The organism is Alteromonas profundi (assembly GCF_010500865.1).
GTDB lineage: Bacteria > Pseudomonadota > Gammaproteobacteria > Enterobacterales > Alteromonadaceae > Alteromonas > Alteromonas profundi.
Genome location: NZ_JAAAWN010000021.1, coordinates 42,859 through 67,650, shown reverse-complemented (window position 1 = coordinate 67,650; position 24,792 = coordinate 42,859). Strand labels below are relative to the sequence as shown.

15 protein-coding genes are annotated in these 24,792 nt (G+C 44.2%); 4 read left to right on the top strand and 11 right to left on the bottom strand.

Translation table 11 applies throughout. The features are described from left to right. Nucleotides 1-281 precede the first annotated feature (281 nt). Nucleotides 282-1,298 carry a LysR family transcriptional regulator gene (locus GTH32_RS14430; RefSeq protein WP_163087062.1) on the top strand — a complete coding sequence of 339 codons (1,017 nt, stop codon included), beginning with the start codon at nt 282-284 and terminating at the stop codon, nt 1,296-1,298. On the opposite strand, the gene GTH32_RS14425 is transcribed toward GTH32_RS14430, so the two are convergent. The 5 genes from GTH32_RS14425 to GTH32_RS14405 all read right to left on the bottom strand — a co-directional run bounded on the left by GTH32_RS14425 (nt 1,244) and on the right by GTH32_RS14405 (nt 7,823). After that, nucleotides 1,244-1,963, bottom strand: coding sequence for an endonuclease/exonuclease/phosphatase family protein (locus tag GTH32_RS14425; protein ID WP_163087060.1), 720 nt, complete (start codon nt 1,961-1,963; stop codon nt 1,244-1,246). The two genes, GTH32_RS14430 and GTH32_RS14425, sit on opposite strands and share 55 nt — an antisense overlap. Further along, the gene (locus GTH32_RS14420; protein ID WP_163087058.1) at nt 1,951-4,143 is read right to left on the bottom strand and encodes a VTT domain-containing protein; all 2,193 of its coding nucleotides are present in this window, start codon (nt 4,141-4,143) and stop codon (nt 1,951-1,953) included. The genes GTH32_RS14425 and GTH32_RS14420 overlap by 13 nt, the downstream gene beginning before the upstream one ends. Before the next feature lie 213 nt (nt 4,144-4,356). Further along, entirely contained in the window at nt 4,357-5,031 is a 675-nt protein-coding gene (locus GTH32_RS14415; protein ID WP_163087056.1) for a hypothetical protein, read from the bottom strand. 211 nt (nt 5,032-5,242) lie between these two features. Next, nucleotides 5,243-7,072 carry a monovalent cation:proton antiporter-2 (CPA2) family protein gene (locus GTH32_RS14410; protein WP_163087054.1) on the bottom strand — a complete coding sequence of 610 codons (1,830 nt, stop codon included), beginning with the start codon at nt 7,070-7,072 and terminating at the stop codon, nt 5,243-5,245. A gap of 172 nt (nt 7,073-7,244) precedes the next feature. Beyond that, on the bottom strand, nt 7,245-7,823 hold the full coding sequence (locus GTH32_RS14405; protein WP_163087053.1) for a porin family protein: 579 nt from the start codon (nt 7,821-7,823) through the stop codon (nt 7,245-7,247). A gap of 550 nt (nt 7,824-8,373) precedes the next feature. Here GTH32_RS14405 and katG point away from each other — a divergent pair. Next, nucleotides 8,374-10,665 (top strand): catalase/peroxidase HPI, encoded by a 2,292-nt coding sequence (katG, locus tag GTH32_RS14400; RefSeq protein WP_163087051.1) that lies wholly within the window; start codon nt 8,374-8,376, stop codon nt 10,663-10,665. A 52-nt stretch (nt 10,666-10,717) separates the two neighbouring features. Here katG and GTH32_RS14395 read toward each other — a convergent pair whose 3' ends face one another. Next, nucleotides 10,718-12,043, bottom strand: a complete 1,326-nt coding sequence (locus GTH32_RS14395; protein ID WP_163087049.1) for a mechanosensitive ion channel family protein — start codon at nt 12,041-12,043, stop codon at nt 10,718-10,720. Nucleotides 12,044-12,936: 893 nt separating this feature from the next. Here GTH32_RS14395 and GTH32_RS14390 point away from each other — a divergent pair. Further along, the gene (locus tag GTH32_RS14390; RefSeq protein ID WP_163087047.1) at nt 12,937-14,289 is read left to right on the top strand and encodes a DEAD/DEAH box helicase; all 1,353 of its coding nucleotides are present in this window, start codon (nt 12,937-12,939) and stop codon (nt 14,287-14,289) included. 99 nt (nt 14,290-14,388) lie between these two features. Here the strand turns inward: GTH32_RS14390 and GTH32_RS14385 are convergent, their stop codons facing one another. The 3 genes from GTH32_RS14385 to GTH32_RS14375 form a co-directional block, all read right to left on the bottom strand. Beyond that, complete coding sequence (locus GTH32_RS14385) at nt 14,389-15,456, bottom strand: DNA topoisomerase IB (RefSeq protein WP_163087045.1); 1,068 nt, start codon at nt 15,454-15,456, stop codon at nt 14,389-14,391. A 629-nt stretch (nt 15,457-16,085) separates the two neighbouring features. Continuing rightward, on the bottom strand, nt 16,086-17,816 hold the full coding sequence (locus GTH32_RS14380) for a M1 family metallopeptidase (RefSeq protein ID WP_163087043.1): 1,731 nt from the start codon (nt 17,814-17,816) through the stop codon (nt 16,086-16,088). 137 nt (nt 17,817-17,953) lie between these two features. Next, nucleotides 17,954-19,819 carry a CocE/NonD family hydrolase gene (locus GTH32_RS14375; protein WP_163087041.1) on the bottom strand — a complete coding sequence of 622 codons (1,866 nt, stop codon included), beginning with the start codon at nt 19,817-19,819 and terminating at the stop codon, nt 17,954-17,956. Between the two features lie 291 nt (nt 19,820-20,110). Between GTH32_RS14375 and GTH32_RS14370 the strand changes: the two genes are divergently transcribed. Further along, a complete protein-coding gene (locus tag GTH32_RS14370; protein WP_163087039.1) occupies nt 20,111-21,334 on the top strand; it encodes an NHL repeat-containing protein in 1,224 nt (407 codons plus the stop codon). A gap of 166 nt (nt 21,335-21,500) precedes the next feature. On the opposite strand, the gene GTH32_RS14365 is transcribed toward GTH32_RS14370, so the two are convergent. Together GTH32_RS14365 and GTH32_RS14360 are read right to left on the bottom strand one after the other, a co-directional pair. Further along, nucleotides 21,501-22,520 carry an alpha/beta fold hydrolase gene (locus GTH32_RS14365; RefSeq protein WP_163087037.1) on the bottom strand — a complete coding sequence of 340 codons (1,020 nt, stop codon included), beginning with the start codon at nt 22,518-22,520 and terminating at the stop codon, nt 21,501-21,503. Between the two features lie 201 nt (nt 22,521-22,721). Next, nucleotides 22,722-24,710, bottom strand: a complete 1,989-nt coding sequence (locus GTH32_RS14360) for an Ig-like domain-containing domain (RefSeq protein WP_163087035.1) — start codon at nt 24,708-24,710, stop codon at nt 22,722-22,724. Between the last annotated feature and the right edge of the window lie 82 nt (nt 24,711-24,792).

The window sequence follows — 24,792 nt, the reverse complement described above, 5'->3', positions numbered from 1 at the left end:
TAGACGGAAGAAAAAAGAATATTTAGGGGTATAATAAAAATATTGAGGGTGTGTGTAACTAATTGAATATTAGAATATATTTGTTTCGTTTTTAGATTTTTTAATTTTAATCAACCAGAGTGATTAAATAAGAATTTACATTCAAACAGTAGAAGATTATGTCTTTTGGTATGTAACTTGCTGAAATTCTGTGACATTTGAGTAAGGCGAGAAATACACTTAAGGATGAGTTTGTAATTCATTTGTAAAATAGCAGTCTTTAGCGACGAGGAAAGTATCCTTTGAATTTCAAGCAACTTCATTATTTTCTTACAACGGTAAACAAAGGAAGTATAGCTGCGGCGGCCCGGGAGCTTGATATCGCCCAGCCTGCCATAAGCCAGCAATTGGCTAGCTTAGAGCGTGAGCTTGGTGGGCCGTTGCTAACGCGTAGCTTTTCAGGTGTTACGTTAACGCCCGCAGGTAAAGTATTTTTTAATCACGCCATTAAGCTGGTTGATGATCTGAGTCTTGCTAAAAATGAACTATCTGCATTTTTCACTCAGCAAGAAAGCGTGGTGAAAGTGGGTATGCTACCTTCCATTGGCAACGTACTTTCTATGCCGTTAATTGCAGAAGTAAAATCGGCCCACCCAAAATTGAAGTTAGAAATTAGTACCGGCCCTTCTTATGCGGTTAAATCTTGGTTAGAAACAGGGCAGATAGATATTGCACTTACTTATGAGCAGGAAATGAACTCTAAGCTTATGTCGGTTGAGCCCCTCATACGCGAAGATTTACACTTAGTCACTTCTGCTTCACCGTCTAATCCTGAGTATCAGCACTTATTGTCCCGAGACACAATTGCATTTTGGGAGATGAGTCAGTTTTCACTTTTATCCCCAAGCAGTAAAGACGCGTTAGGTAGACTTATCGCCCATTACGAGAAACTTACCGGGGTAAGTTTGCAACACGATCGCGCGTACTCAGGGCAATTGATGACAGGTTTACGGCAAGTTATGCAAGGAGAGGGAGTGATGATATTGCCTACGTCGGCGGTATTTCATTTGCAGGAGTCAAACTTAGTAAAATTACTTAAAATTGTTGACCCTGAAATGCCCAGAATGGTGCTAGCCGCCACGAACAAGACGGCCGCACTTAACGATGCTTCGGCAAAAATCCTGTCGGTGATAAAGCAGGTAGTTGCTAAGGAGCAAGCCCTTAATCATTGGTGCGGAACCCTCGCGTTTGCCCAGCATGTGTCCTACTCGACAGCTGCTGCCTCAGGGAGCCTGATGTCCAGTTGTATCGGCAAATGATCTGAAAATATCCGTGCCTTTGGGTTGGTTAATTTTTTACACGCCACTGTCTTTATTTCTTCGCTCGTCCATACTCTATCAAGAGAAAAAAGTGGAAATTGGCTAGGAAACGTAGGTCCTATTCTTTGCTGATTTAACAAACTATTAAGCGCATTAAATGCGCGGGTGAAAAACTGCCATTCGTTAAAGTCTCCGGCCAAGACTAAGGGCGATGGCCGCTGCTGTAGGCGCGCTGCAAGAAAGTCGTGTAAAAGGGCGAACTGATTACGGCGCTCACCTGTTTTTAACCCTTTGTGTGTATTAACCACCGTCAACGGGCCTTTTTCGGTTTGCAATACGGCCAGCTGGGCGTTTCGCGGTTGTCTACCCTGTTGGCTTACATCTAGTGTCTCGTGATGGAGCAGTTTAAAGCGGGTGAGTATAGCATTGCCATACCAACCATTTTCTTCCTCAAGGGCGGGGGAGGCCACGAGTGAAAAAGCGTTACCCGCGCAAATGTCCTCAATATCTCGCTCTATAGCTCTTTCTGAAGGGCGAGTGTCCATCTCCTGTAACAGAACTATGTCTGCCCCAGATTCTGTTAAAAACTGCCCTATACGACGGTAATCCTGAACTTTGTCTCTGCCTATGCCACTGTGAATGTTATAGCTAACTATACGGCACATTCTTCTTCATCCCTCTCGTTAGCAGCATTTTGTTTACGTTCTTGATAATAGCGGGCAAATTTTTGTGAGCCCCAAATCATAAGCCCCCACAGAATAATTCCCCCAGCCAAATAGCTGATGGTTTCTACAGAGGGGTTTCTAAAGATTTGAGTAATAGAATCACCCACTAGCCCTTTAGCAATCATGGGAGGGAACATACCGAGAAAGGTACCAATTAAAAACTGCCATAAACCAATTGAAGAGATACCGGCAGCAAGGTTTACCAAACTAAACGGTGCGATAGGTAGCATTCTGATAGCCGCGACACCCACTATCCCGCTTTTTTTCAATTTAGCATCTACGGCTTCTACCTTAGGCCCACCAATTTTCCGCAAACCCGCATTTCCTGAGAGCTTACCGATACCAAACAAAATTGCCGAGCTAAGCAAGGCGCCCATGATCCCGTAAACCGGCCCCCAGATGGGCCCGAAAATAGCGGCCACCGCGAGAGATAAAATAGTGACGGGGAAGAAAAGAATGCCGCCCACAACGTACACTAATAACACAGTAGGTAGGGCGAAGTAGGTGCCTCGACTTTTCTCTAAAAAGGCATTGATATGATCTGCACTTAACCAAGAGATAGAGTGGCTAGCCCAAAATAAGAGCCCGCCTAAAATGGCAATGACAGCGAGGCCTAGCATTATCATAATACTACGACGACGGGGGTTTCTCGCAGGAAGCGCAGCACCATCAAATGTAGGTACAGAAATTAATGGTTCTTCAGGGTCAGATATCGCCCTAAATAAGTTGTCTACCGACGTGGTAGTGAACACTTCATCTCTAACTTCGGTAAGCACATAGCCATGCGCTATCTGCTCGTGCATTAACGCATCAACCGGGTATTCTTGTTCAAACAATGGCGGCATTGCTTCAAGTTTTCGCCCTGTATGTTCTGCGAGTAAATCGTTACGTACCTCTTTGATGTATTTACGATTGTGCTCGCTGTTTCCATGAAGTACCACATCAATTTCGGTATCAAGTGTCATGGAGCGGTTACTAAGGTTAGATGAACCTATGACTAAATACTTATCATCAATAGTCATTACTTTTGAATGAATACGCTTATACGCCTTTCTGCCTTGCATATCTTCAATCGATGAATAGGTTAAACGTACCCGTTTGGGGTCAATCCCTTTTTCAAGAATCGCTTTAAATTCAATACGGCTAGCCCAAAAAGCCTCGCACTCGAATTTACCTTTTGGTTCATACGAACTCACCAAGATTACATGTAAATCTGGACATGCTTTCATGCGTTTGTTCAGTGCCTCAGCTATCTCCTGGCGGGTGGTAAACTGGTTCTCAATATAAATAAAGGATTCAGCTTCCTCGATAAGATCAAGCAACATAGTACGTACTTCTTGTGCAGGCTCAACCTCGTCCATGAAGGGTATAGTACGGGCAAGGGCACACTCTATATTCTCAAACATAGGAGGGTAATCGCTCGGCCAAGTAGCAGGAAGCGAGGAAGACACTGAAGTATCTGCATCGTCTCTCATATCTATAGGTTTCTCATTGGCGACACGTTCCCACCGCCAACGAACAAGCTCGGCAAAGTCTTTTACCACCGGGCCACTGGAGACCATTTGCACATCGTGAAGAGGCGCATACTCACCGTCTGGGCCTTTACGCTCATCGGAAATTACTGGATGGTCGCGCGTATCCCAACGATTTGTCGATACGTCCATACCGCCGGAAAAAACAATTTCGTCATCCACTACTACAATTTTTTGGTGTTGGCTTCCTCCCATAGGGATAGTGTCATCAAGCTCTGTATGCACATTGTCGGGGGTTTTTTCTTCCCACACTTCTTTAGCCCACATCTCTCTTTGGGCAAAAAACGCCAGTGAAGAGTCCCAACGCAAAAGATAAATCTTCATGTCAGGGTTTTGCTCGGCCTTCCATGCCAATAGGTCGCTTACCAAACTCGGGGCTTCACTGTTAGCTTCGTCTTCACCGCGTAATAATCGGATGCGACTATCAATGTCCCAGCCGATAATAAAAATGCTATGTTTCGCTTTCACGATGGCGCTATGAAGTGCTTTATAGTAATTAGCACAATCTATAAGGGGTGTAGCGAATCTAGCCTCACTACTTACCCAACAGTTCTCACCTGGTTTAAAAATATTGTTGTTAGTCACCATGAATTCTCCTGACGCCGCTTTCCGTGTCATTTCTTCTATATACGGTAACTGCAACTGCAGGAATCGTTCCGCTATGAAAGCCTGTGTGGGAATGCCATTAGTTTGATTTAACTGCGTTTTTTAGTTTTTAAAGAGTGAGGGAAGTTTCTGCGGATGTAATATTTTCACAGTAATCAGTAGATTACACTAGGGCGAAGAAGGGGGCGTTTAGCCTTATTCTACGGCTATTGGGGCTGCCCTATGGTAGTGGTGAGGAGAGGGCCGTACACTATTCTCGCTACTTTTTTTATCGTCACTACCATCGTTTTCCACAGGATAAAAAGGCAGCGTATAGGCCAGTAAACAAGTAGCCACTGACATAAGTATTAAGCTTGATTGATAAAGAAGGTAGGTGTCTTGGGAGCCGCCTCCTATGCTATCTGCAATGGTTACTAAGCCGTGAAAGAAAAGGGTAAAGGCGGCGAAGGAAATAAGCCGACGAAGCATTGACGGATGCGCTTTATTTTTTACTCTTTCACACGCTAATCCGCCGCCCCCGAGCAGCAGAATTAATGCAGCAAAACAGACACACGCCGATTCGGCTAGGGTGGAGAGAAAATAACACCCACAAGTTAACACTATGCTCCCCACGGTTAACGGGATAATGTATTTATTTAAACCGTAATCTCGGTGGCTATGCAGAAAAGACAACCCAGCAAAAAACTGATGGCATCCAAGCAAGGCAAGAATGTACGCCGCAAGGTTAACTATATCCGTTGTACCAAAGAGATAATCGCTTACCCTAATAATCAACGTAAACGCGATTAAAAGACATGCCGCAGCCCAGTGCGGATAGGTTTTTTGACGGCACTGGCGGGTTTTTATTGCAAAGTAACTTCCTATTACCAAACAAACACCAATTGTCGCTATTAAGCATGTGGCAACTAAGGTTTGCAAAACATAGACTCGAGATCGTTTAAAACGTCTTAAGTATACCAAACTATAACTAGTGATTTAATGAACTGCCTATAACAAACGTATACAGGCCAAGAATACCGTATATTTTAATATACGAAATCAAGTTTGCGTTTGGCCCGAAAGACATTACTTGGCAGCTCAGTTATTTTTCGTCGGGTTCAGAAGAGGATAACTTTCCACTTGCTTGAGAATCTTGTGCCAACACTTGAGTCAGATCTTCCATTCGCTGTTTAACGGCTACGCCATAAGATTTATCGTCACCCCATACATCAGCAAGCACTTTCATCGATTCTATGTCGTGCGCGCGAAACAGTTCTCCCGCTCGTGCGGCATTTCTATCATCGTGGCCTAGGAGTTTTAACGAATCTACAGCCAGCGTAATAGCAGAATCGAAGGTTTCCCGATTAAAGGTAGAAATCCCCATTCTAATAAGTTGATAGGCATGGCGCCTATCACGCGCCCTTACAGAAAGCTGCAAATGTGGATAATGTTTTTTAGCAAGCTCTACGATGGCAGTAGACTTATCAACATCATCAATCGCCACCACCAAAAGCTGCGCCGAATTAGCGCCCGCAGCATCGAGCAGTTCTTTTCTCGCGGCATCGCCGTAAAAAACTTTAATACCAAATTTACGCAGAAGATCTATCTGTGTCGGGCTATGATCAAGTACGCTCACTTCATACCCTTGCGCCTTCAACAGCCTACCAATGACCTGTCCGAAACGCCCATACCCAGCAATAATGACGTGTTTAGACTCATGGATATCATTTAGATCATCATAGCGTGGTTGCACGCTTTTTCTGAACTTCTGTGAATGATCATAAAGCATGAGTAATAGGGGGGTTATCACCATGGAAAGCGCGACCACTAGGGTAACGAGGTTAGCGTGCTCAGTACTTAAAATGCGTAATTCTCGCGATACAGAGAGTAGAACGAAGGCAAACTCTCCTCCTTGAGCTAGGGCAATGGCGAAGAGCAAACGTTGGCGTTTATTAATTGAAAATACGTAGGCCAGTGCGATAAGAATTAACCCCTTAATTGCAATAAGGGCAAACACCAACATGAGTACTAAAACGCTATTGTCGATAAGCAAAGAAAAGTTTATTGACGCACCAACGGTTACAAAAAATAAGCCTAGCAATAACCCTTTAAACGGCTCTATATCGGCCTCAAGCTCGTGGCGGAATTCACTCTCGGCTAATACTACCCCTGCTAAGAAGGTACCCAGTGCTGGGGATAAACCGATAGATTGCATTAAAAGTGCAATAGCAATCACTAAAAATAGCGCGAATACCGTGAATATCTCGCGCATATGCGTTTGCGCTATGTAGCGAAATATAGGCGCAGAAACGTATTTTCCAGCTAAAATAATAGCGCCTATTATAGCCACAGATATTCCTACTTTTCCCATAGCGGGCCAATCATATATAAGCGATTGATGCGCGCCCTCGGCAGCGCTAGCCGGCATAAATGAGAGTAAAGGTAACAAAGCAAGAATAGGAATAACTGCAATATCCTGAAACAGAAGAACAGAAAAACTACTCTGGCCTGCATCAAGCTTAAGCCAACCCTTCTCCTTGAGGGACTGAATGACAATAGCAGTAGAGGATAACGCAAGCATTAGCCCTATGCTGAGTGCACTTTGCCACGCTAAATTTAGGGCAAAGTAACAAACACTAAATAACGCAAGTGTAGAGAGGGTAACTTGTAACCCCCCTAGTCCAATAATTGAATGGCGAAGTTGCCATAAGCGCGAAGGTTGTAGTTCTAAGCCTATAAGAAATAACATCATTACCACGCCGAATTCTGCGAAGTGCATTATTTCTGTTTGATCGCCTACAAGAGAAAAGGCATAAGGACCAATTAGAATGCCCGCGACCAGGTAGCCTAATACTGAGCCAAACCCAAGCCGTTTTGCTACGGGAACAGCAATCAAGGCAGCGCCTAAATAGATGAGAGCTAAGAGAAGCATAAAACTGCCATATTATTATTAGTTAACCTTGTATCAGCCTAGACCGGCTGCACATTTAAGTAATGCTAGTGTAGTCTGTTCAATAAGGAAAGTAAGTAAAGTTTGCGGTAAAGCGCACGTAAAAAGGGCGACCTAACGCCGCCCTTTCTCTAACTTGTTAACTCGCCTGCGTTTAGAAGCGGTATTCAATACCTAAACTCGCTTGTTTTAGGTCAGTTTCAAAGTCAGTGTCATCGATATCATCTACTGCTTCGTCCGCATCCAGTGTCGTATCGTAAATAGTATATTCAGCATTTACCAAGAAGTTTTTGGTAATAGCATAGCTAAGACCTGCACCTACAAACAGGCTCTCGTCGTCATAGTCGCCGTTTGCTTCACCGAAGTTATATTCGGTTTCAGACCATAGCTGGCCCACCTTAGCGTATAGAGAAAAGCGCTCGTTTAATGGTAAAATACCTTTGACTGCCGCTGTGTAGCCGTCAGTTTCTGCGCCCGCTAAATCGGTGCCATAATCACCAAAGTCAATGTAGCTACCTTCAACGGCAATCCAATCGTTGAATTGGTAACCTAGAATACCTTGCCATACATCTTTATCGTCATCAAAATCGTCTTCACCTTCGGCCTTCAAGTATCCGTAGTTACCGCCTACGTAGATGCCGCTGTCTTCAATAGAATAGCCAGTTGATTGTGCAAATGCACCGTATGATGTGAATGCTGCGATACTAGCAATAGCAATAAGTGATTTTTTCATAATGATTTCCTCTCTAGTCTAAAAGATATCCTTGGCTTTTCACTTTTATGTGTGTCCTTAACCTAAGAACGAGCCGCTGAGAACTCGCTTATATCCTTAACTTGATCGTTAATTTATCTCATTCAGCTATACGAGATAATTCAAATGGCATGCCAGCGTAAATGTGACTGATTGGCGGAAAATAGTGAGAAAAGTTTTCAAATTAGGGATAGAAAATGTTTACTATTTGGCCAGTGAGTAGGGAAGGTGCTTTTTTATACTGCATAAGTTGCGTGCTGGTATGTAAAGACTTCACGGCTAAGAGTAAACAAATTTAGCCTAAAAACATGCCTGTAAAGTGCAACTTTATAGGGTATTAAGTCTTACTTTACATAAGCTTGCGATATTGATCGGATTTTCCTATCAGTGTCATTGGTTTTATCAACTGTAAATATTGTCCCGTGCTAACTATCTTTTAGAAGGTGAAAGTAAATTTAATGTTAACGGCGAAGTAACGCTGCTAATTTCTATTTAGCCCTCTAAAGAATTTTAATTATATCGGGACAACATCATGAAAAGGTTTAACAAAACCACGCTATCTAGCTTGATAGCGTTAACGCTTACCACAACATCTGTGTTTGCAGATGACCAAATGACTAAACCTGCGGGAGCGAAAGGCTCTGGTGTTGTAGCGGCATTTCAGGCTAAAAATAATAGGTTCTGGTGGCCAGAACAGCTTGATTTATCGCAATTGCGGGATCACGACGCACGCTCTAATCCTCTTGGTGAAGACTTTGACTACGCAGACGCTTTTTCTCAACTGGATTTGGCCGCGGTAAAACAAGATATCAACGATATACTCACTACATCGCAAGACTGGTGGCCTGCCGACTTTGGCAACTACGGGCCTTTCTTTATCCGTTTAGCATGGCATAGCTCGGGCACGTACCGTACGTTAGATGGCCGTGGCGGTGGCGATGGTGGACAAATGCGTTTTGACCCACTAAATAGTTGGCCGGATAACGCAAGCTTAGATAAAGCGCGGCGTCTCCTTTGGCCGATAAAGCAGAAGTACGCAGAAGCGTTATCATGGGGTGACCTTATGATCCTTGCCGGTACAGTAGGCATGGAAAATATGGGGTTTGATACTTATGGCTTTGCGGGCGGGCGTACCGATGATTGGGAGCCTGACATGGTTTATTGGGGGCCTGAAGTAGAAATGCTCGCCAGTGATCGCGAAGAAAAAGACGGCAAACTACAACGTCCTCTAGGTGCCACCCATATGGGGCTAATTTACGTCAATCCTGAGGGACCGAAGGGCGTGCCAGACCCTGTTGGGTCAGCAAAAAATATTCGAGCCGCCTTTACCAGAATGGCTATGAGTGACGAAGAAACTGTGGCGCTTATCGCAGGGGGGCATACATTCGGTAAGATGCATGGTGCTCACAAACCCACTGACTGCTTAGAGGCAGAACCTGGTGGAGCGGGAGTGGAAGAGCAAGGGTTAGGGTGGAAAAATCGGTGTGGCAAAGGACATTCTGAAGATACCATAACCAGCGGCTTAGAGGGCGCTTGGACACAATTACCGACGAAATGGACGAGCCTCTATCTACAAAACCTACTAGGTTTTGAGTGGAAGCAAACGCGCAGTCCGGCTGGGGCTATCCAATGGATACCCACAGATGAGTCGCTGCATAAATCAGTACCCGATGCTCATATTACCGGTAAACGTAATGCGCCAGTGATGACCACAGCAGATTTAGCATTAAAGTACGACCCTAAATATCGCGCGATTGCAGAACGGTTCCTAGCCGATCCGAAGGAATACTCTACCGCCTTTGCCAAAGCATGGTTTAAGTTAACGCACCGAGATATGGGCCCTAAATCACGCTACTTAGGCAATGATATTCCGAAGGAAAACTTCATATGGCAGGACCCTATTCCCGCCGTAGACTATAAACTTATTGAACCTTCTAATGTAGCAGAGCTTAAAGCTGAAATACTTGATTCGGGTTTAACGGTACCACAACTCGTAAAAACTGCGTGGGCGGCGGCTGCGAGTTTCCGCGCATCCGACCTGCGCGGCGGAGCTAATGGAGCGCGGATAGCACTGCAGCCTCAAATAAACTGGCCGGTTAATGAGCCAGAAACTATTAAAGCAGTTATCGCAAAACTTAAAGACATACAGCAAGACTTTAACGGAGCGATGTTCTCTAAAAAACAAGTATCGCTAGCTGACCTTGTGGTACTAGGAGGCGCGGCCGCCATTGAAAAAGCGGCAGCAGATGCAGGTGTCGAGGTGGAAGTACCGTTTGTACCGGGGCGCGGCGATGCTACCGCGCAACAGACGGATGTAGACTCATTTTCGTTATTAGAGCCTACTGCAGATGCGTTTCGCAATTATTACAATCCTGCTGAGAGCTATCGCCCACCTACAGAAATGTTGGTAGATAAGGCGGACCAGCTGTATTTAACAGTGCCTGAAATGACAGTACTGCTAGGCGGCCTTAGAGTGTTAGACGCGAATACTGGGGGGGTTAAGCATGGCGTGTTTACCGACAAGCCGGGTACGCTAACCAATGATTTCTTCGTTACCTTGATGGATATGGGGATCAAGTGGCAGAAGACAGATAGTGAAGAGGTGTATGAAGGGGTAAATCGACAAACCGGTGAAGTATTGTACACAGGTACGCCGGTGGATCTTATCTTCGGCTCTAATAGTGAGTTACGTGCGGTGGCCGAAGTTTACGCTTACGACGGCGCGAAACAACAGTTTGTAAATGACTTTGTAAAAGCATGGAGCAAAGTAATGACGCTGGATCGTTTCGATCTTCGCCACGATCTTAGCCAACCTATAAAATAGCCTGTTCAAGTGTGACTTATAAGGGAGCTTTAAGCTCCCTTTTTAATCAGCTTTAAGGCGTAGTATTTGATAGACCCATTTCTTGTTTATTTAATACACGTACTTCACGCTGAGGAAATGGAATTTCAATATTGTGTTCGCGCAAGGTTTCAAACACCGTAAGTAACAAATCTCCACCTACTCGGTTTTTACCGTCATCTACACCTTCCATCCAGAACTCTACAAACATATTAACCCCTGAATCGCCGAAGCTATCAATTTCACAATCGGGGCGTTCTTCAAAAGGAATATTTTCGCCACTTATCACTTGAGGATGTTGTGCTACTGCGTCTTTAATAATTTCTACCATTTGGCGGATATCAGTTTTATATGCCACCGAAAAATCTATTCTGTAGCGTTGCTTAGGATCTTTATGCGTCCAGTTAACCAGCAACGAGCTAATAAACTTCTCATTAGGCACTAAGATATCTTTACCGTCGTAGGTTTCTAATACCGCATAGCGCATTTTAAATTCTCGTACGATACCTTTTTGGCCATCTTCCAATTCAACGTAGTCGCCAACAGTTAATGAGCGGTCGAGGAGAATAATGATGCCAGAGATAAAGTTAGAAGCGATAGTTTGAAGCCCTAAGCCTAGCCCTACACCTAAAGCGCCGCCAAATACAGCAAGGGCGGTTAAGTTTATTCCCATTACGTTAAGGAGTAGGAGAAAAACAATACAGAAAAGCGCGACCTCGAAGAGTTTAGCGAAAACTTCTTTAGTCGTTACATCTAACGTATTGTGGTTACGAATGATATTTTGGCCCACGTTATTAGACGCCCGCCCAAGCCAAAATAGCAATGCACCAAAAATAATGACTCGGGTAACCCCATAGGCGGAAATCTGTACATTGCCCACAGCAATTGAGATAGATTCTAGTGCACCGGTAATCACCGGGAGTACACCTATTAGGTGTAGAAATAACAAGGGAAGGGCAACCCATCTAGCGAAGCTTGCAAACAAGCGGTTCTCAACAAAGTTTCGAATTAACGAATGAACAAACAACATGATAGCTAAGATAACCGCTACTTCTAATAACCAGGCGTTAAACTGAAATTGTTCGGAGACCACAGTAATCAGCTTCAGCGTACTTATAGTTAAAACAGGAAATAGCGTGCCTCTTAACTTGTAGATAAGCCCATGTAGCGCATGCGACCCTGCCGCGGGAGGCTTTCTAGTAAAGCTAAAGGAAAGCTTTACTTGGCGGGCAATGAGTAATGCTAGGGCGTAAATTAAACAAATTGCGCCCACCTGTAGCATAAAACTATCGCTATATACCAAACGTTCAATCGACAAAAATTGTTGTTGTATTGAATTGAAAAAGCTATCCAAATTCATAACTAAGATACCGCCAAAACATCCACTAACATGGAATTTAATAATAGGCGGTTTTTAACCTTTACGACGGGTAAGGTAAAGCTATTTATTGGGTAAGTCTTTTTTATTACACCTATTAGCAGCGAGCTCTACACCCAGAGCGTTACCCAATAAACCTGTCTTTGTGTATTGGTCTAACATTTATCTGTATATTGGTAATGATTGTTGTTGATCTTTGGTTTCCCATTTGATAAGTTTTGTCTACCGGTTTAGCAGAGGGCACGGTAAATAAATCATCTTACCCCGTCTTTTGCCTTAAACACTAATGTTTGTTCGTGAGACTTTTCATGTAACAGTTAATTTGCTTTCACCTGTGGTGGCGTAGGTGTGTGCGGGCCGCCGCGGGGTCTTTTATTGGTAAGGTGTTTTGGTTGTATTTTTGGTAATAATCTTTGACCGTGGTACCTAGCGTATTACGGGTATGTTACGAAAACAGCGAATAACACAGTCAGCACTAACTCAAGTAAATAAAAACAACATAACTCACTGAGTACCCTAGTAAGTAACAGGCTTCGTAAGAAGCCTGTTTTATTTTGGGCGTAAGAAAACGCGTGAACGATGAGTGATAATAGGGTTCATCACCACGATTACAAAGCCGCGTCACAAATAGCGCAGGTTCTTTGCTAGTGTTGGTTAAAAAATAAGCTGGCGAGAGAAGGGGAACAGTGGTAATATGCGCGCAAGATTTGTTGGTACTATTTAAATTTGATAAACGCTTCAGCCGTTAGTTCTTTGTCAGTCCCTCACGCGATTCACATTTTGACCTTTACCGTTTTAAGCTTGCTACAAACTGATAGCTCTCCAGCGCCATTCGGCTATGTCCTATAGTCATATTTATTTTTCAGGAGTCATCTATGCCATTTACTAAGTTGGGATTATCAGCCCCGCTTTTACAAGCTATTGAAAAACAGGGCTATACATCGCCATCTCCCATCCAGGAGAAAGCGATCCCACTGGTACTTGAAGGAAAAGATGTTTTAGCCGCTGCACAAACAGGTACAGGGAAAACGGCAGGTTTTTCTTTACCTATGCTACATAAATTATCTGAGGGGCGAAGGGCGTCGTCAAACAGTATCAGAGCATTAATACTCACGCCTACGCGAGAGCTAGCTGCACAGGTGGAAGACAATGTGCGTTCATTTAGTGAATTTTTGCCCCTCAAAACCGCAGTGGTGTTTGGTGGTGTTGGAATTAACCCACAAATGAAAGCGCTGCGTTCAGGGGTGGATGTACTGATTGCAACGCCTGGCCGGTTACTCGATTTATATCAGCAAAACGCAGTGAAGTTTAACGAGCTTGAAATGTTAGTGCTTGATGAAGCCGACCGTATGCTTGATATGGGCTTTATTCACGACATTAAGCGTATTTTGAAGTTGCTTCCAACAAAGCGTCAGACATTGCTATTTTCTGCGACTTTCTCACCAGAAATTACAACCTTAGCGCAATCTATTACTATAGACGCGGTTAAAGTTTCTACTGCGCCTGCCAATACTACGGTAGAAAAAATAGAGCAACGGTTAGTGCCTATCGATAAGTCGAAAAAAACCACTGGGTTAATCTGCCTGATCAAACAAAATAAGTGGAAACAGGTTTTAGTTTTCAGCAGAACCAAACATGGTGCCAACCGGATAGCGGAAAAGCTGAGTAAGGCGCGTATACCGAGTGCGGCTATTCACGGGAATAAAAGTCAAGGTGCTAGAACCAAAGCATTATCAGAGTTTAAGAATGGCCAAATTGATGTTTTAGTTGCGACCGATATTGCCGCACGGGGAATCGATATTAGTGAATTACCCGTGGTAATTAACTTTGATTTGCCTAACACCGCCGCCGACTATGTTCACCGTATCGGAAGAACTGGGCGAGCTGGGTCGAGTGGCCAAGCGTGGTCATTTGTTTGTCTTGAAGAATTACAGCAGTTAAAAGATATTGAAACCCTTATTCAGCGCCTGTTGCCACGCGAGATTATGGAGGGGTTTGAACCTCAGGTAAAAGTGCCAGAAACAACTCTATCGGCGCCTAAAAAAGCAAAGAAACCAAAGAAGCCCAAGCCAATGAATAGCGCATCTGCTGAGCGCAACGGCAACGATCGTCGTCACGACGCTGGGCGTTCTGCTCGCCGAAGAGCACACAGTAAGTCTGCAGGAAAAGGTAACACAGGACAACGCAATAAGACTCATAGCTCGACGCAACGCAGTGCCAGCGTATAAGCTTTGCTTAACACTCTAGTGGATTGAATAAAAAGCGTCTATCGTGAACGTGCTTTCCGTATACGTTTTTGCGCGTTGCCACACAAATTAACAGAAAATTCAGCTTTCTATTATTGTCATTAGAAGCTTTTCGACATAACGCGTGTGGTTATCCGAAGTGTCGTTGCGTGCATGTATCTGAACAACGTTTTCTAAAAGTCTTGTACGCTGAGTGGTGTTCTCTACGTACTTGAATATATTTGGGTGTATGTAATAGGCTTTACATACACTCGGGGTGTTTCCAAGCAATTTTGCAACGTGTTTACTAAGGGTTGTTGCCCACTTTCTATTACGCCCTTGAGTAACCTTTTCACCAACGTCAATCAAACTATCAACGGCGTAACGGCTGCCTGCCCATGTACGAAAATCTTTGCAAGAAAATTCGTTGCCCATATGTAGGTGAATGAATTCATTAACGTCGTCACTGGTTATGTCTTGCCATGTTTTATCATCGAGCTGGTACCTAAACAGAGTATACCCTTGTGACTCGGCACATTCGCACACTAATGACGCGAGCATGGGGTCATCGATGTGGATGATTCTGGTTTTGTGGTGCTTACCTGCATACCGTAATTCGACATATTTATCAGAGGCTTTTTGAACATGTTTGCGTCGCAACGTGGTAAGTCCATAGGTATCATTTTGCTTACTGTATTGTGGGTTTCCTATGCGTACGCCAGTATGGTCTAGAAGTAGACACGCGAGGGCACAAGCTCGATCTTTGTTCCAAATATTAGCGTCCAATAAACGCTTACACCGACCACGAAATTGTGCAATGTTTTTCCCAAAGTGGGCTAACTTTGCAAACTTTTCCGCCTGTTGCTGCTTATGCCATTTTTCATGGTATAAATATTGGCGACGTCCTTTCGCGTCAACACCAATAGCCTGAACGCTTTCGCTAGGATCTTTGCTAATGTAAACCTCTCGCCAATTCGGCGGAATGACCAACCTCTCTATACGCCTTAGTACGCGCTGGCCGGTAACTTTTTTACCCGAAGAGTACCGATAGTACGTGCCCTGCTTACCACATCGAACGCGCTTAATAGTAAGGTGTGGTTGTCTTTTATATACTTTATCTGTATTGGGTTGCAGGTCTACTTCCTCCGACTCATCTAAATTTGTACGCATTACGGTTAACCCTCAATGGTCTTTAGAGATTATTTCCGTATTGCCTAAATCTCTACGCGTTAACCGTCTAAACCGCTCACTATACAACCTAAGCATGTGTAACATTTTGTTCGCGAAGGTGCCCCCCGTGCAGGCTGGAAAATACTACAACTCACATAGATTTTACGCAGTAGGTGAGTGTTCTCACCTCATCAGCGGATAGCAAAGGAGTCACATTTTCGTGTCGATGCGCGCTGGATGCAGAAGACTGACAATTGCTTTTGCACCGCCATTTTTTAGCTGCGCTCTTCTTTCCCTCACTGACTAAATCCCTCTCGGTGTAGTGCCTTGTTCATCTTGTTCGAGCATAGGACTCTGGTGTTGATAGTCTTGTTGTATCTTTATTGATTGATGTTGACAGAAGGTGTCAATTTTCGGGGGTAACTAGGTGTTTTGTGCGCTTTCTTGGGGCAGATCTGCCGCCATAAAGTAGTAAAAGATCCGATACAATTTTTAAGCGGTATACTGGCAGAAAATGCCCACTTTGGCATTGGGCATCTATTAGTTCGCGGCAATAAGCCATGTAGGAAAAGAGTGACGTCGGCATCCCGCTCGATAGAGCTGTGATGATGCCAACGCCTACCTTAATATTACTGTTGTGACGTCCTCTTAGCTTTTGCTGCTCTATAGGCTTTAAAATCTTCATAGCGTTGCTCATAGCGCAGTATTTTACTGTTTGGATCGGCCATAACAGTATCAAATTTAGTTACTTCAACTGTTGCGTTATTTTGCATATCTAAGGTTACTACCTTGCCATTAATACTTACTTCTAAAGGCATTGGGAAAGGTAAGTCATTTTCAGTTTTCCAACTAAATGTAACTGCTGTATCGGTGCGTTTCACTAAAAGTTCCGGTAATTTTGCGCTATACAGATAGACATCGAAGAACCAATCTAAATTTTGCTCACTGTTTTTATTTACAATATCGATAAAGTCTTGGGTATTGGCGAAGACAGGAGAAAAGTTTCCTGGTTTAGGATCGGGGCGGCCGTAAACTAACTCTGTTACAGAGCGGAAAAATGCGTCATCGCCCATCAGTCCTCTTAGGGTGTGTAATACCCAGGCTCCTTTTGCATAAATATCGCCTGCGGGGCCTTTTTCATACACGTCTTCTTCCGACATGAGCTTATTGCTAACGATAGGGTGAGCGTTAACCAACCCCTTACGCTGCGCATTTAACTTCACAAAATAGGCTTCATTTCCGTGTAAGTATTGTGCATATAAGGGCTGCATATAGGTACCAAACCCTTCGTGAAGCCACATATGATCCCAGTTATCGTTGGTAAGTTGGTTGCCAAACCATTCGTGAGCAAATTCGTGTTGCATAAGCCAGTCGTAACCACCGTCGTCCTTGCGGTATTGGTTACCATAGGCGTTAATGGTTTGGTGCTCCATACCTAGATGTGGCGTCTGCACTATTCCTACTTTTTCCTCGGCAAAAGGATAGGGCCCTATCATGCGTTCAAAGAAAGTGATCATATCAGGCAGTTCTGCAAATAGCGCTTTCGCCTTGTCTTCATTTTCTGGCAGGTGGTAGTAGGTTAATGGAAAAGTATTTCCGTATATACTGGTAAACTCTTCGCTAAGCTGCTCATAAGGCGCAATATTTAGCGCTATTCCGTAAGTGTTATGTACCGATTTGGTTTTCCAATGATAGGTACGTTCTTCGCCTTGCTCTTTTATATCGATAAGTACGCCATTGGTTGCCGCTACTAAGGGCTTTGGAACTGATACAAATAATTCTGTTTCCTTGGGCTCGCCAAAAGGTTGGTCAATACAAGGCCAGAATAGGTCACAGCCTTCTCCTTGCACTGCGGTTGCAAGCCAAGGTGAACCATCCGATGTTTTTTCCCACATTACACCACCATCCCACGGGGCTTTTATTGGTGTGCGAGGATGCCCTGAATACACCACTCTAAGTTGTGCTGGAAAGCTTATCGTTGCGCTTGGCGCAATGATAAGCTCGCCATAGGTGTTTGTGTAATCGCTTTTCGCTAATTTATTGCCGTTTAGCCATACGTCTTCTATTTCAAAGCGAGTATCTAAATCAACCGAAACTTCCTTTTGAGGCGCGGGAGCATGCAGGGTTAACTTTGTATCACCGTGTAATATCTCCTTGTCGAAGTCGAAGGAAAAAGACAGGATGGCTTTATCAACAGTAATATCTTTTTGGCGCGGAGATATCTCTCCACCGGTTTTAAGTGTATATGGGGTAGATAACTCCTGCGGTTTTACGGTTTGGTCGTTAGGAGTAGGCGAAGACGTGGCGCAGCCGTAAACAAGGGTGCTGGCACAGGCAAGAGTAAGTGCTTTACGTTTCATTCGTGTTTTCCATTTTTGTATTGTTTATTGCTAATTAACTTAAGCACCGGGAGAATGTCTATTAACCTCGGTGGAAAAGGGTAATTATAGGGTCTAAGCGCCGCTAAGCGCTCAAACTCTATAAATGGATTAGCTGTTTATTCTATTGTTTGAAAGTGAATAGCACTGGGATATTCAGTATTGTGATAAATAGTATGCATTGCTTTTACAAAATCTTCTTGCTCAGCGTTAAAGATATTTTCAACATAGTTTTGGGGATTAATATCAATAAACGGAAACATACTACTTTGAATTTGTATTTGCAGTTTATGGCCGCGTTTAAAGGTATGAAGCACATCGTATAAATCGAATTTCACCGGGGTGGGCTGATTCGCCACAAAGGGAATAGGGGTGCTCATACTTTCCCGAAAACGACCTCGAATCACGCTCCATCTTACTAATTCGTGTCTATTACCCGTGGCGCTATCTACTTTATTGGTGTTTTCATCTTTCCCCGGAAAAACGTCTACTAGTTTAACTACAATATCCGCGGCGGTTTTATTGGTAGAAAACCATAGGTCAAGGTCGATGGCGCCTGCTATGGTTAGGTCTTCTTCCAATACATCGGTCTCAAATACAAGTACGTCTGGTCGACGAGCAGCGAAGCGTTGATCTTCCACCATATAGGGCTTATCCCATCCGCGGCTAACTTTGGCCGAGTGAGGTACGGGTTTGTTCGGATCACTGATATATTCACTTTTACCAGTAGCATTATTTTGTGGCGTTAAGCCTTCATTATTCGACAAGTACAGTGTTTTCGCATTGCCTGTTTTTGGTGGCCAGCTATCAAAGGTTCTCCAACGATTGCTACCTGTTTCGAACATGGTTGCGGTAGCAAGCGATGTTTGTCCTTCACCTTTTAAGTGCTGCTTGAAAAACGGTAATAACACCTCTTTTTGGAACCATGCGCTGGTATCAAAACCAAAATTAGCTTCTCCTAAACTTGCGCCTCCTTTAGTGCTATTCCATTGCCCATGTGACCACGGACCCATAACCAGTTTAATATGGGACTTTTGGTTTTTATGTGACATGGTTTGGTAGGTGTACAAGGGGCCGTAAAGGTCCTCTGTATCGTACCAGCCGCCTACAACGAGGGTCGCAGGTTTAGTATTTGTAAGGTGTTGTAATACGTCACGAGACTTCCAGTAGTCGTCATAGTTGGGATGGGCGATAACTTCATTCCAAAAAGGGCGCTCTCCATTGAAATAATTTTTATTCACATTGCTTAGAGGACCTAAGTCTTTAAAAAATTGATAGCCATCGGGCGTGACTTGGTCCATACCATTCGGCCAATACGCAAACTCGCCGTCACGTTGTTTGTCAAAGGTGTCGAAGAAAATGAAGGCCATTGGCGTTACAAACGCTCCATTGCGGTGGAAATCATCGAAAAACCAATCGGCAATAGGGGCTTGCGGGGAAATGGCTGTTAACGCAGGGTGGCTGTTAATTGCCCCCACTGATGTGTAATACCCAGGGTATGACGTACCCCACATGCCTACTTTGCCGTTATTATTGTCGATATTTTTTATCAACCAATCGATAGTGTCATACGTATCTGTTGCATCGTCAGTGGCAGAGCCCCCTCGCTTGTAAGCGTCTTGCGGTCGCATGTTCACAAATTCGCCTTCTGACATGAACTTACCGCGCACGTCTTGAAACACAAAAATGAAACCTTCTTTTTCAAACGACTCGCTGGGGCCTAAGCGGGTTTTGTATTTGTTCGCTCCATATGGCGCAACCCGATAGGGGGTACGTTGAAACATCATAGGATAAGCTTGGCTGTGATCGTTTGGGGCATACACAGAGGTGAATAGCGTTACGCCATCGCGCATCGGAATTTCATACTCAAACTTAGTGTAATTGGCGCGAATATACTCGGCCCTAGGATCTGCGTTGGCGGCGAATGAACTGACGCTGGTAAACAGTATCAAGATCATTACAAGCCGATATGTTATAGCTTTCATATCTTCCCTCTATCTTTATTAGTATTTCTTGTTATTTAGATGTCACTCGTATGAACCCCCCTTTGTAACCTATCTAGCAGGGTAACAGGTAAAAAAACAGATAAATTGAGTGTAATAGAGGATAGCTCACGGTGTAAGCGCGTCTATCTAAACATAAACTTATATGCAACCGAATGTAGATCATAGATGCTGGATATACCGTAAAAGACGCGTTAAGAAGACTGCGAGATATAATTTACTATTCAAAACTAATCTAACTGCAACGCTCATATGGGTGAACACAAGGTGGGAATGATGACTAAATACTTAACTGGGTTGCTATCTTTTACGTGGCTTTTTACCCCTATGTGCGAAGCGCAAAACGAGACCGCTCCTCACAGCGTTGAGTCACAACCTGCGCTAGTGTCTGTGGCAACGTTTCCACTTACCGACAAACCTATGCCGCGCTTTAAAGTTGATGCAAGTTGGCCGACCTTGCCTGAAACCTGGATGTTAGGACAGGTATCAGGGCTATCAGTAGACCGTCACGATTATATATGGATTCTTCAGCGTCCTAATTCTCTAGGGCGCACAGATACGGGGTTAACTGCTTCGCCGCCCACCGCGGTGTGTTGTGAGCCCGCTCCCCATGTTATCCGTTTCAATCTGAAAGGGGAGGTAGATAAAGCATGGGGCGGCGCGCAAAATGCGCCATATATCAAAGGCGTAAATCAATGGCCCGTTAACGTGCATGGTTTGTATGTGGATAACAATGATACGGTATGGGTTGCAGGTAATGGTAAAGATGATCACGTTGTGGTGAATTTCAATTTCGATGGTGAGTTTATTCAGGCAATGGGAGCGCGGGGCGCAACCAATGGTAATATGGATACCTCTACCCTTGGCAATCCAGCTGATATGTACTTTGATACTGCCCGCAATGAAGTTGTGGTGGCTGATGGTTATATTAACGCAAGAATTGCAGCTTTTGATGTTGAGCAGCGACAGGCTACACAGATTTTAGGTGCCTACGGGAAACAGCCTACCGGCCCCACTCGCGATGGCGACTTTGACCAGTCGCAAGCAACCCAAGCCCAAGCTCAAGGCGTTGATATTAAAAACCCAGTCTTTGGCGATATTGTGCATTGCATAAATCAAGATAGCGAAGGCTTTATTTATGTATGCGATCGTCGAAATAACCGTGTCCAAATATTCAAACGGGAAGATAGCGGCAGTATTACCTTCGTACGTAATTTCGCAGTAGCACCAACCACCGGAGGGTTAGGTACAGCAACAGATGTAGCATTTTCGCCAGATGAAACCTACCTATATATTGCCGATATGATGAACGGGCGCATTTGGATATATGATAAGGCCTCATTAAGTTTATTAGGCTCTATAGGTAAAAACGGCCGTTATGCCGGTGAGTTTATTTGGCTTCATAGTATTGATACTGATAGTAAAGGAAACCTTTATACTACAGAGGTCAATACTGGCCGACGACTACAGAAGTTCGTCTTACAGGGCGTATATTAATAACCGTAATGGGCGTGATGAAAAACGCCATCATTGGTATGTCTTCAATGCCAATAAGCGATACGTGTTGTGGAATGGCTACGTTTTCGTGATAAAGGGGGCCAGTAACGCGCCACGCCACAACGTTTTAGTATCGACTTGGTGGTAACCACCCGTGACGACGCGATCAGTCAGTCAATGCGCTTACAAATGGTGCTTTAAAACGCGCAAAGTTTTCTATGTGAGGTAGATGGCCAAGACCACTAAGCTCTATTAGCTGTATGTTGTTGTTGCGCTTTTTGACTTCTTTACCTAGTTTGTCATAGCGTCCTAACTCTCTTGTCACACCCGCTTTTTTGTTAGCGCGCCCCGGCGCTGTTCTATCGCGGGTACCGAGTATTAAGGTCGTCGGAACCTGAAGGTATTGGAACTCTTCGATAACAGGTTGGGTAAAAATCATATCGTAGGTTAATGCATTTACCCTTGCCAGCGTAGGCCAGTCGGGCCCATTGATCCACCCTTGTAAAAACGCGGCATGCTGAGCGTATTCTTGCGTCCATTCGCCATCATAGTAGTTTTTCTTTTGATAGTTCACTATCATGTTTGGCTTTTTAGCCAGCTCGCTTTGATACACCGTTTCTACGTCTGTGTAATGCTCATAGCGTAAATAGTTCTCTAATCCAATCGGGTTAACTAGAATCAATTTTTCGCTGCGCTCTGGGTACATAAGACTAAATCGCGTTGCCAGCATCCCGCCCATTGAATGGCCAACAATGATACTGTTTTCTATGGCTAATTTATCCATTAGTTTTTTCGTATTATGGGCCAAGCGGGCAAAACTGTAGTGATAGTTTGTAGGTTTTGATGATTTACCAAAACCAATTTGGTCTGGTATTAAAACCCCAAACCCCATTTTTTGTAGCATATTTGCGGTTTGCTGCCAGTAGGCGCCATTAAAGTTTTTGCCATGAAAAAGTGTTACCACCGACATCCCCTGTTTGGGGGGCAAGTACATGTATGCCATTGAGATTGTTTTATCCGCCTCAGCAAGCGCAAATGTATTTACCTCAAAAGGGTAATCGAACCCGCTAAGCGTCTTGTCATAAGAGGTAGCTTCTTGTGAGAGTGCAGCGCTAGCAAAAAAAAGAGTACCAACAGCAAGGGCAGAAAAGCGTCGGCAAAACCGCAACCAAGTAAATGGGAACATAGTAAACCTCAAAAGAGTTGGAAAACGACCTGTAATCTTGTTTGTATACTAAGCGTAGCGGTGGTGGGTTTAAAAATAGATGGGTTGAGGGTAGGAAAGGATAGCTGACGCCCACACGTCTGTTTAGATGCATATTCCACGTAGGCGTTTATAAACGAAATAAAGGGCGCTTAGTCTTACATAAGCGCCCTTAGAGAATGTTTACTGGCTAACGCCCGCCGTGGAGTTATACCGTAATACACCACGAGAAGGTGGGGCGTCTTCGGCTTCACAATATTGAATCCAGTCCACGGCAAGCTTTGTCGGCGTACCGTCTTCAAATTCAATCTCGAGAACTTCAAATTCGCCATAGAGTCTATTGCAGCCTCTGTGGTTCCCCGAATAGTCGAGCCCCGGCGCTAACCCTAACTGAAATGGGTAACGCGTGGCATTTTCATACACACCTACTTCAAGATCTTGTCCTTCGGGGGCTTGAAAATCTAATGTCCAGTAATCGTATGTGTTGGTTGCTTCAAATCTGAAATGGATATAATTGGATGTGGAGTAGCTCGCTATTTCGAACACACCTTCATTTTCGTCGTATGACATAGAACGCCCTTGTCCTACCCAATCCCCCCTATCGCTCACGATAGCCAGCAAGGTATCTGATTTGGGTAGTACGATAATTTCTTTTGATGTATAAGCGGTTAAGCCATTGTTACTTTGAACTTCCGCCAGGATCACAATTTCATTGGTATCTTCGGGAACATCCGACAGATCGAGCGCGACACTATTAACTTCCTGCTCAATGAACGTTACCCCATAGTCGCTCAACTCCTGCCAACTAACTTGTTGGACCTCACCGTTATTGGCAAAGGTGCCCTCTACAGTTAGTGTAGGAATATCCGAACGATTGGCGAAATAGTGTGAAAGCTGAATATCGGCTAACGCTTCGGTTGATGTGTAAAACGTAGGAAAAACAATTGAAACTGATTGCCCTAAAGCGTCGTAAGCACGAAAACCTGGTAAGGTATACTCTGTGCCGGGTTCTAACGGCTTCGTTGGCATCACTGTTACCACCGCACCGTTTACGTCTAACACAGCGTCTACGTTGTCCACTTGACTCGCAAAACTCTCAAAGTAGGCATTATCTACCTCTATGCGCGCAACGGGGCGAGAAAAATAGAACTCAATGGCGCTAAATACGGAAATTGAGCTGTCAGCATTCGGATTATTAACCCCAAGTGAAATAAAATTGTCCGCCCTGTATTCAGTGGCATTGTTGCTGTCTGTAACCTGGGTATCACTCGACCACATTGCCCCTTCTACTGCGTATGACCAATTTGATAATTCCGTGTTGCCGCTGAACGCATAATTGTAAAAAGCAGAGTCTGTGACGAAGTTGGCGGTAACAACGAGATCATTAGATACGGGAGAAGAAAGGGTAAGCTTTCCTTCATGAGGATATTCTTCAAAGTAGCCAACAAAGGGCTCGTTTATCAAAACCTTAAATGCATCTATTGCATTGGTTTCTAATAAACTGGCGCTACCGCTTAGCGCATACTTGGCAGTTAGTTTATTGCGAACATGTTCAATGCTAAGCGCCCCAATTGACAGGATTAAATCGCCAGCAGCGTATATACCAAAGTCATTATCAATATCTAGGCTTACGGAGATACTGTCACTATTGGCCGTACTCGCTATTGTCATGTCTCCTGCAACTATAAGTAGTTCACCGTAACTATTGATAGCGGTTTCTTCGAATGTTGTATTGAATGACATCATCCCAGTCGCTGCATTATAGGACTGGATTTCTACGGAAAGCGTCCCATCAACTGTGTCGTTTATTTCTGGACGGAAGCAGTCACTCAATTCAATAGAAATAACTTCGCCGACGTGTAATTCAGGTTCGTCATCGGAATATGAGCTAACCACTATACCGCCGTTTTGACATACACGCTGCACACCAGATACCGTACCCTTGGGCAAGGACACCAGGTTATTAGCCATAAAGCCAAGTTGTAGCATGCTGTCTAACGTATCAAGTGCTGCAATGCTGTAATCCAACGGAGAGTCTGCAAAAAAAGCGCCTGTGGGCGGAGGCGGGCTCAGTGGGGTACCGCCACCCGTCTCGCCCTTACCACCACCTCCACCACACCCCAATAACGTTACGATGCAGGCGAGGGAAAGCGCCACGGTTTTTCTCAACATGAAGAAGTTCCTTATCTATTTTTAATTTATTATTTAATTATTCTTAACGCTAATGTTGTTTGTATTATGCCCAATTATTGTA

What these genes read in the sequence shown, in the direction of transcription:
- GTH32_RS14405 (WP_163087053.1), bottom strand. Translation starts at nt 7,823, where the DNA reads ATGAAAAAATCACTTATTGCTATTGCTAGTATCGCAGCATTCACATCA.
- GTH32_RS14385 (WP_163087045.1), bottom strand. Translation starts at nt 15,456, where the DNA reads ATGCGTACAAATTTAGATGAGTCGGAGGAAGTAGACCTGCAACCCAAT.
- GTH32_RS14390 (WP_163087047.1), top strand. Translation starts at nt 12,937, where the DNA reads ATGCCATTTACTAAGTTGGGATTATCAGCCCCGCTTTTACAAGCTATT.
- GTH32_RS14410 (WP_163087054.1), bottom strand. Translation starts at nt 7,072, where the DNA reads ATGCTTCTCTTAGCTCTCATCTATTTAGGCGCTGCCTTGATTGCTGTT.
- GTH32_RS14360 (WP_163087035.1), bottom strand. Translation starts at nt 24,710, where the DNA reads ATGTTGAGAAAAACCGTGGCGCTTTCCCTCGCCTGCATCGTAACGTTA.
- GTH32_RS14375 (WP_163087041.1), bottom strand. Translation starts at nt 19,819, where the DNA reads ATGAAAGCTATAACATATCGGCTTGTAATGATCTTGATACTGTTTACC.
- GTH32_RS14370 (WP_163087039.1), top strand. Translation starts at nt 20,111, where the DNA reads ATGATGACTAAATACTTAACTGGGTTGCTATCTTTTACGTGGCTTTTT.
- GTH32_RS14380 (WP_163087043.1), bottom strand. Translation starts at nt 17,816, where the DNA reads ATGAAACGTAAAGCACTTACTCTTGCCTGTGCCAGCACCCTTGTTTAC.
- GTH32_RS14420 (WP_163087058.1), bottom strand. Translation starts at nt 4,143, where the DNA reads ATGGTGACTAACAACAATATTTTTAAACCAGGTGAGAACTGTTGGGTA.
- GTH32_RS14395 (WP_163087049.1), bottom strand. Translation starts at nt 12,043, where the DNA reads ATGAATTTGGATAGCTTTTTCAATTCAATACAACAACAATTTTTGTCG.
- katG (WP_163087051.1), top strand. Translation starts at nt 8,374, where the DNA reads ATGAAAAGGTTTAACAAAACCACGCTATCTAGCTTGATAGCGTTAACG.
- GTH32_RS14365 (WP_163087037.1), bottom strand. Translation starts at nt 22,520, where the DNA reads ATGTTCCCATTTACTTGGTTGCGGTTTTGCCGACGCTTTTCTGCCCTT.
- GTH32_RS14425 (WP_163087060.1), bottom strand. Translation starts at nt 1,963, where the DNA reads ATGTGCCGTATAGTTAGCTATAACATTCACAGTGGCATAGGCAGAGAC.